Origin of the sequence: Thermocatellispora tengchongensis, assembly GCF_014202315.1 — a bacterium.
In the GTDB taxonomy this organism is placed as follows: Bacteria; Actinomycetota; Actinomycetes; order Streptosporangiales; family Streptosporangiaceae; genus Thermocatellispora; species Thermocatellispora tengchongensis.
The window spans coordinates 23,292-31,026 of record NZ_JACHGN010000044.1 but is presented as its reverse complement, the minus strand read 5'-3'; the positions used below and the strand labels follow the sequence as shown (position 1 = coordinate 31,026).

Below are 7,735 nucleotides of genomic sequence, written 5' to 3'. Positions count from 1 at the left end.
GCCACGCTCGGCTTCTGGCTGGGCTCCGGCGAGGGCGCGGCGGCGGCGTTCACCGCGGCCGTGGCCGTGCTGATCATCGCCTGCCCGTGCGCGCTCGGCCTGGCCACGCCGACCGCGCTGCTGGTCGGCACCGGCCGGGGCGCGCAGCTCGGCATCCTGATCAAGGGGCCCGAGGCGCTGGAGTCCACCCGCCGGGTGGACACCGTGGTGCTGGACAAGACCGGCACCGTCACCGAGGGCGGGATGACCCTGGTCGCCACGCACGTGGCCGAGGGCGAGGACGCCGATGAGGTGCTGCGCCTGGCCGGAGCCCTGGAGCACGCCTCCGAGCACCCCATCGCCCAGGCCATCGCCCGCGCCGCCGCCGAGCGGGCCGGCGACCTGCCGACGCCCGAGGACTTCGCCAACGTCGAAGGGCTCGGCGTGCAGGGCATCGTGGACGGGCACGCGGTCCTGGTCGGCCGGCCCAGGCTGCTCGCCGAGTGGTCCCAGTATCTGCCGGTCGATCTGGAGCGCGCCCTGGAGGCGGCGCAGGCGGCAGGGCGTACGGCCGTCGCGGTCGGCTGGGACGGCAAGGCACGCGCGGTCCTGGTGGTCGCGGACGTGGTCAAGCCCACCTCGGCCGAGGCGATCCGCCGGCTGCGGGCGCTGGGGCTCACCCCGGTGCTGCTCACCGGCGACAACCGGGCGGTCGCCGAGGCCGTGGCGGCCGAGGTCGGCATCGACGAGGTGATCGCCGAGGTGCTGCCCGCCGACAAGGTCGATGTGGTCAAGCGGCTGCAGGCCGAGGGCCGCAGCGTGGCCATGGTCGGCGACGGCGTGAACGACGCCGCCGCGCTGGCCCAGGCCGATCTGGGCCTGGCCATGGGCACCGGCACCGACGCCGCCATTCAGGCGTCCGACCTCACCCTGGTACGCGGCGACCTGCGCGTGGCCGCCGACGCGATCCGCCTGTCACGCCGCACACTGCGCACGATCAAGGGCAACCTGTTCTGGGCCTTCGCCTACAACGTCGCCGCCCTGCCGCTGGCCGCGATGGGCCTGCTCAACCCGATGATCGCCGGAGCCGCGATGGCGTTCTCCAGCGTGTTCGTGGTCAGCAACAGCCTGCGGCTGCGCACCTTCCGCTGACCCACCGATCGCGCATCCCGGCCCGCTCCGGTAGCGGTGTGTCGGCCAGGCCGCGTGAGCACAGCGCGGCTCCGGCGCCGTCCACCGGTGCTGCCGGAGCATTCGCCGGGTGCCGCGAACAGAGCAGTTTTCGAGAAGGTCAGGCCGTTGACATGCGGCAACGCCCGATGGAAACCTCATTCCGGATCGGGACGAACCGTTTTCAGCGGAGAAATCATGCGTAAAATCATTTGCGGTCTCTTCATTTCCGTGGACGGCGTGGTCGAGTCTCCGGAGAAATGGCAGACCCCTTATTTCAACCACGAGGTCGGCGCCGAGCTCGCCAGGCGTCGCGCCGGGGTCGGCGCCATGCTGCTGGGGCGCAACACCTACGAGCGGTTCGCGGCGTTCTGGCCGCATCAGACGCAGGCGGACAACCCGATGGCCGACGCCATGAACAAGACGCCCAAGCTCGTCGCGTCCACCACCCTGGAGAAGGCCGAGTGGGAGAACTCCACGCTCATCCAGGGCGATGCCGTGGCCGAGCTGGCCAAGCTCAAGCACGGCGAGGGACCGGACATCCTCAGCACGGGCAGCCCCACCCTGGTCAGATCGCTGCTGCGCGCCGGGCTGGTGGACGAGCTCGGCCTCCTGGTCAACCCGATCGTCGTCGGCAGCGGCCGGCGGCTGTTCGATGGCGGATTCGGCGAGCTTCCGCTCAGGCTCCTGGACTGCCGGACGTTCGGCACGGGCGTCGTGGCGCTGACGTACACGGCCGGGTAGCGGGCAAGACAGCCGCATCGCGATACTTGCCCGCATGGGGAGCGTCCCGACGGAGAGGCGTCTGCTGCGCGCCAAGGATCTGATGGACAGCCGATATGCCGAGCCACTGGGCGTGGCGGACATCGCCAGGGCCGTGTACATGTCGCAGGCTCATTTCAGCCGCGAGTTCCGCCGGGCTTTCGGGGAAACGCCGCACCGATATCTGCTGACCCGCCGGATGGAGCGGGCCGCGGCGCTGCTGCTGACCACCGACCGGACGGTCACCGACATCTGCGCGCACGTGGGACTGCGGAGCGTCGGCGCGTTCACGACGAGCTTCGGGCGGACGTTCGGCATGTCGCCGACGGCGTACCGGGCGAGGTATTCGCCGGCCCTCCACCGGGCTCGCGTTCCCGGTTGCGTCCTGCGCGCCTGGGGACGTCCGGCGAGTGCCAAGGGGAGGGCTTGAGCGATGCGCCTGCGGCTCACGCACGCCAACCTGTGGGTGCCCGACCAGGACGAGGCACTGGCGTTCTACACCGCCAAGCTCGGCATGGAGGTCCGCGAGGACGTCACGATGCCCGAGATGGGCGGCTACCGGTGGCTGACCATCGGCCCGCCCGGGCAACCGGATGTCTCGTTCATCCTCAACGTCCCGCGGCCTCCGGTGGTGGACGACGGCAGCGGCGAGCAACTGCTCGAACTGGTGGCCAAGGGGATGAGCGGCGGGTTCCACCTGTCCACGACGGACTGCCGGGCGGCGTACGAGGAGCTCAAGAGCGTGGGAGTCGAGTTCATCGAGGAGCCGGAAGAGCGCCCGTACGGGATCGACGCCATGTTCCGCGACCCCTTCGGCCACCGGTTCCGCCTGGTCCAGACGTTCTGACGCCGGGCGACGTCACCGGCCACGGGGCCTCACATTGCCCGCTCGCCGGTATGACGCCCGGCGTCGTGCGTCTCGCCTGTTCGGCCGCGGCTCCTGGGCCGAGGCCCGCCGCGTCGCGCCCTGCTGCTGGGCGGCGCGGCGCTGGCGATGGTGTGGGCGAACTCCCCCTGGTCAAGCACGTACAAGGCGATTCGGACGTTCACCGTCGGCCCGGTGTCGTTGCGTCTGCGCCTCGCACCGGCGCCCCTTTTCGCGTTTCTCGCGGCCGGTGTGCAGGTGGGCGGGCCGAGCGGCGCCGCCGCGGCCATGACCGATCCGGTCGCCGTGGGCGTCGTCGCCGGCCTGGTCGTCGGGATCATGGCCGCCACCTGGCTGGTGGCCCGGTTCACGCGTGCTCACCTCGATGAGGGACTGAACTGGATCGACGTGCTGGGCCTGCCGATCCTGGCCGGCATCGGGTTCACGGTGTCCCTGCTCATCGGGGAGCTCGCCTTCGACGCCGGGAGCGACCGGGGCGGCTAGGTCACGCTGGGCGTGCTGGCCGGTTCCGTGGTCGCGGCGCTGCTGGCGGGGGTGATCCTGCGGCTGCGCGATCGTGTCCACCGGCGCCTCGACGAGGCCGAGACCGCGGATCGGGACGGGGACACCGTTCCGGACGTCTACCAGGCCGCCGCGGGCCGTCTTCGGCCCGGGGACGACGCGCGGCAGGACCTGCCCGGTGCCTCGATTGCCGATGGCCGGTAACCAGGAGTCCGATTTGTCGGTGTATATCTGCTTTCTTCTTGCCGGGGCACGTGCGTGGCGGCGAACCTGGAAGCATGACGGATCACTGGGACGCAGAGCATTCGCGCCGAGCCGCCGAGTCCGCCCACGGCCTTGACCTGGCGGGGATAGCGGCCCGCGCCAGTGCGGACGCCGGGGGCGTGCCTTCCCTGTGGCTGCGGGAATACCTCCCCCTCCTGGCCGAGGTCAGCATGACCGGGCGGGGTCTGGACGCGGCGGCGCTGTCGCGGATGCGGGAGTGCGGCGAGGCGGCGGCACGGGACGGCGTGCCGTTGCGAGCGATCATCGACGTGCACCTCAGCGCCACCTGGCTGGCCTGGCCGGCCCTGCCCGGGGTCGTCCGGGGCAGGCGCGCGGAAGACGTCCGCTCCGTCGGGGAGGCGGTGTTCCGAGCCGCCGACCGTTCGGTCGCGGCGCTGGTGGAGGGATACGAGGCGGCCCAGCGTCTGATGATCCGCCGCGAGGAGGCGCTGCGCCGGGAGTTCATCGACGACCTGCTTCATGGGCGGGGCGATCTGGGCACGCTCGCGGAGCGGGCGCAGCGCTTCGGGCTTCGGCTCGCCGGCGCCCACCTCGTGGCCGTCGCCGAGGCGGATCAGCCCTTCTACGATGGCGGCCCGGTCGCCCGGCACGTGGAGGCGGGTCTGTCGTCCCGCTTCGGCGCCCGCGAGATCCTGGTCGCGACGAAGGACGGCGTGCTGGTCTGCCTGGCCTCCGGTCACGTGCAAGGCGTGGGTGAGGCATTCGCCGCCCTTGCCGAGGAGGTGATGGCCGGGGAGCGGTCCCTCCGGATCGGCGTGGGGCGTGCCCATCCCGGTCCCGGTGGTGTCGTCCGCTCCTTCGAGGAAGCGCGCGGCGTGGTGTCGTTCGCGCGCCGCCTGGAACTGCCCGAGCGGGTGCTGTACGCCGCGGACCTGCTCGTCCTGCAAGTGCTCCTGAGGGACAACGCGGCGATCACCGAACTGGTCGAGTCCGTGCTCGGCCCCCTGCGGGCGTCCAGGGGCGGCCCCGGGGTTCTGCTCGAAACGCTGCTGGCCTACTTCGCCACCGGGGGTGTCGCCACACTGACGGCGAAACGCCTGCACATCGGCGTGCGTACGGTGACGTACCGCCTGGAGCGGGTCCGGCGGCTCACCGGATACGACCTGAGCAACCCGATCCAGCGGCATGCGGTCGAGACGGCGGCCCTCGGCGCGCGCCTGCTGGGCTGGCCCGGGGAGGACGCCACGAGCGCCGCCCGGCCTGCCACCACGTAGAGCCCCGATCACGGGCTCACTCGGCGTGGGCGTGGTGCCCGGCCAGCGCGCGGGCCCCGGCGCTCCCCTCCAGCGCGAGGGCGATGGCCCGGGGGTCGGCGGTGGCCGTGGCGGCGGCGTGCCCTTCCAGGTGAGGCATGACCAACCTGATCCTGACCGTCAAAGGCCGCAGGTCGGGCCGGTGGCTGCGCACGGGCCTGTTCTTCGGCGAGGACGACGGCCGCTACATCCTGGTCGCCTCCGGATCGGCCGTCACCCACACCCATCCGGACTGGTACCTCAATGTCGTGGCCAATCCGGGCGTGGGGGTGCAGATCCTCGCCGAGCGGTTCCGCGCCCGCGCGCGTACGGCCGAGGGCCCCGAACGCGACCGCCTGTGGCGGAAGATGACCGCGCTGGCCCCCGTCTACCGTACCTACGAGGCCAGAAGCCGCAGGCAGATCCCGGTCGTGATCCTGGAACGGGTCTGACCGGCGGCGGGCCGCCCGGGCGCCGCGTGTAGGGTGAGTGCCATGCCGGACGCGCCGCCCCGCCTTGAGCCGTTCACCCCGCGGACCGAGCCCGCGGCGCTCGACGACCTCCGCGCGCGGCTGCGCGCGACCCGCTGGCCCGACGCGCCCGAGGAGGCCGGGTGGTCTCTCGGGACCGACCTCGCCTACCTGCGCGAGCTGGTCGCCTACTGGGCCGACGGGTTCGACTGGCCGGCGCAGGAGGCGGCGCTGGCCCGGCTCCCCCGCTTCCGGGCCCGGATCGGCGGCCTCGGGATCCACTTCGTGCACGCCCGGGCCGCCGCGCCGGCCGGGCCCGTCCTGCCGCTGGTCCTCAGCCACGGCTGGCCCGACTCCTTCTGGCGCTACACCAAGGTCATCCCGCTCCTCACCGATCCCGGCGCGCACGGCGCCGACCCCGCCGACGCGTTCGACGTGGTCGTGCCCGACATACCGGGCTACGGGTACTCCGACCGCCCCACCGGCCCGCCGCTCGACTCCATCGCCGTCGCCGGCCTGTGGGCCGAGCTCATGAGCGTCCTCGGCTACTCGCGGTTCGGCGCGGCGGGCGGGGACCTGGGCAGCCATGTGACCCGCTACCTCGGCCTCGACCACCCCGGCCGGGTCGTGGCCGTCCACCGCACCGACGCGGGCCTGCCCGTCTTCACCGGCGACCCGGCCGATCTCACCCCCGAAGAGCGCGCCTGGTTCGAGCGCGTCGCGGCCTGGGGCGCGGCCGAGGGCGCGTACGCCGCCATGCACCGCACCAAGCCCCAGACCGCCGCCTTCGGGCTCACCGACTCGCCGGCCGGGCTCGCCGCGTGGATCGTCGAGAAGCTCCGGGCGTGGAGCGACTGCGACGGAGACGTCGAACGGCGCTTCACCAAGGACGAGATCCTCACGAACGTCACGCTCTACTGGCTGACCGGGACCATCGGCTCGTCGATGCGCATGTACCACGCGAACGCCGCGATCCCACCCGCGCAGCACGCCCGCCGGGTCGAGGTCCCGTCCGGTTTCTCCCTCTTCCAGGGCGACGTCGTCCGCCCGCCGCGGGCGTGGCTCGAACGCACCACGAACGTCGTGTACGTTGCCGAACCCGCACGCGGCGGCCACTTCGCGCCGTTCGAGGAGCCCGAGCTCTACGCCGAGGAGCTACGCGCGTTCTTCCGCCCCTACCGGGCGGCGGCAGGCTGAGGACTCCGGTCAGGACGTGCCGCGGGTAGGTGTGAGCGGCTTCCGGCGCGCCTCCGGCCGGAGCTCCGCCGAGGACGACCTGATCAGGCGATGTGCGGGAGGTGCTCCGGCTCGACGCGGCCGACCAGTGGTGCGCCGTTGAGCAGGCGATCCACCTCCGCGACGGCGAAATCGCCGAGGCGGCGCAGCTCGCGGCCCTGCGCGCCGGCCAGGTGGGGGGTGACCAGGACGTTGGGCATGGCGAGGAGCGGGTGGCCGGGGGGCAGCGGCTCGGGGTCGGTGACGTCGAGGATGGCGGAGATGCGGCCGGTGGCGCAGGCGCGGGTGAGCGCCTGGGTGTCGATCAGCGATCCGCGGGCGGTGTTGACGACGACGGCGTTCTCGGGGAGCAGGTCCAGGCGGCGGGCGTCGAGCATGTGGCGGGTCTCGGGCAGGGCGGGGGCGTGCACGGTGACGAGGTGGCTGCGGCGGCACAGGTCGTCGAGGCCGACAGGCTCGGCGCCGAGCCGGGCGGCTTCGGCGGCGTTCACGTACGGGTCGTAGAGCAGGACCTCGACGTCGAACCGCCGCAGCCGACGCAGGACATGGCGGCCGATGCGGGAGGCGCCGACCACGCCGACCGTGCAGTGGTGCAGGCCGGTGCCGTCGCCCGCCAGCCAGTCGGGGGGCGTGCCGGCGGTGGCGGCGGCGTAGCGGCGGGCGCGGCTGAACACCTGTTTGGCGCCGAGGACGAGCATGGCGATGGTGTAGTCGGCGACCGGGACGGCGTTGGCCTCGGCGGCGGACGACACGACGACTCCGCTCTCGAACACCACGGGATCGACGTGGGCCTTGACGGTGCCTGCGGCGTGCACGAGCGCGCGCAGCCGCGGCGCGGCCGACAGCACGGCGGCGTCGATGCGCGGACACCCCCAGCCGGTGATCAGGATCTCCGCCTCGGCCAGGGCCGCGGTAGCGGCGGGCCCGTCGAACGAGGTGAACGTCGTCGTCGGGTCGATGTCGACCAGTTGCCGCAACCGGGCGAGCAGGTCGGCGGGGAAGACGCCGCCGAACGCCCAGGGGGCGATGGCGAAAACTGCGACGGGTCGCCGTGGCACGAAGAGGACTCCCATCAGTGACGGGCGGATGTAAACGGTTCCGCATCACGCTCACTATACGAGAAGCCGCCCCGGCACCACACCGGCCTTGATCTGGACCGGTAGCGGCAAGTAGCCAGATCCTGACTATTGACGAGGTCATGTAAGCGTTTTATC

General features: G+C 72.5%; 11 protein-coding genes. 9 read left to right on the top strand and 2 right to left on the bottom strand.

Annotated elements, in window-relative coordinates; genetic code table 11:
- The 7 genes from HNP84_RS50280 to HNP84_RS50255 all read left to right on the top strand — a co-directional run.
- On the top strand, positions 1–1,131 hold a 1,131-nt coding region (locus tag HNP84_RS50280), incomplete at its 5' end, for a heavy metal translocating P-type ATPase (protein ID WP_185057272.1).
- Positions 1,132–1,347: 216 nt separating this feature from the next.
- On the top strand, positions 1,348–1,893 hold the full coding sequence (locus HNP84_RS50275) for a dihydrofolate reductase family protein (RefSeq protein WP_185057271.1): 546 nt from the start codon (positions 1,348–1,350) through the stop codon (positions 1,891–1,893).
- A 34-nt stretch (positions 1,894–1,927) separates the two neighbouring features.
- Positions 1,928–2,341 carry a helix-turn-helix domain-containing protein gene (locus HNP84_RS50270; RefSeq protein WP_185057270.1) on the top strand — a complete coding sequence of 138 codons (414 nt, stop codon included), beginning with the start codon at positions 1,928–1,930 and terminating at the stop codon, positions 2,339–2,341.
- Between the two features lie 3 nt (positions 2,342–2,344).
- The gene (locus HNP84_RS50265; RefSeq protein WP_185057269.1) at positions 2,345–2,758 is read left to right on the top strand and encodes a VOC family protein; all 414 of its coding nucleotides are present in this window, start codon (positions 2,345–2,347) and stop codon (positions 2,756–2,758) included.
- A 147-nt stretch (positions 2,759–2,905) separates the two neighbouring features.
- A complete protein-coding gene (locus HNP84_RS54585) occupies positions 2,906–3,280 on the top strand; it encodes a Na+/H+ antiporter NhaA (RefSeq protein ID WP_246519643.1) in 375 nt (124 codons plus the stop codon).
- A gap of 12 nt (positions 3,281–3,292) precedes the next feature.
- A complete protein-coding gene (locus HNP84_RS54580; protein ID WP_246519642.1) occupies positions 3,293–3,502 on the top strand; it encodes a hypothetical protein in 210 nt (69 codons plus the stop codon).
- Positions 3,503–3,576: 74 nt separating this feature from the next.
- Complete coding sequence (locus HNP84_RS50255) at positions 3,577–4,797, top strand: PucR family transcriptional regulator (protein ID WP_185057268.1); 1,221 nt, start codon at positions 3,577–3,579, stop codon at positions 4,795–4,797.
- 16 nt (positions 4,798–4,813) lie between these two features.
- Here the strand turns inward: HNP84_RS50255 and HNP84_RS55760 are convergent, their stop codons facing one another.
- Complete coding sequence (locus HNP84_RS55760; RefSeq protein ID WP_281396535.1) at positions 4,814–4,936, bottom strand: hypothetical protein; 123 nt, start codon at positions 4,934–4,936, stop codon at positions 4,814–4,816.
- Here HNP84_RS55760 and HNP84_RS50250 point away from each other — a divergent pair.
- Together HNP84_RS50250 and HNP84_RS50245 are read left to right on the top strand one after the other, a co-directional pair.
- Entirely contained in the window at positions 4,935–5,267 is a 333-nt protein-coding gene (locus HNP84_RS50250) for a nitroreductase/quinone reductase family protein (RefSeq protein ID WP_185057267.1), read from the top strand. The two genes, HNP84_RS55760 and HNP84_RS50250, sit on opposite strands and share 2 nt — an antisense overlap.
- Before the next feature lie 42 nt (positions 5,268–5,309).
- Positions 5,310–6,482 (top strand): epoxide hydrolase family protein, encoded by a 1,173-nt coding sequence (locus HNP84_RS50245; RefSeq protein WP_185057266.1) that lies wholly within the window; start codon positions 5,310–5,312, stop codon positions 6,480–6,482.
- Positions 6,483–6,565: 83 nt separating this feature from the next.
- Here HNP84_RS50245 and HNP84_RS56630 read toward each other — a convergent pair whose 3' ends face one another.
- Complete coding sequence (locus HNP84_RS56630; RefSeq protein ID WP_221337763.1) at positions 6,566–7,579, bottom strand: hydroxyacid dehydrogenase; 1,014 nt, start codon at positions 7,577–7,579, stop codon at positions 6,566–6,568.
- Positions 7,580–7,735: the final 156 nt, after the last annotated feature.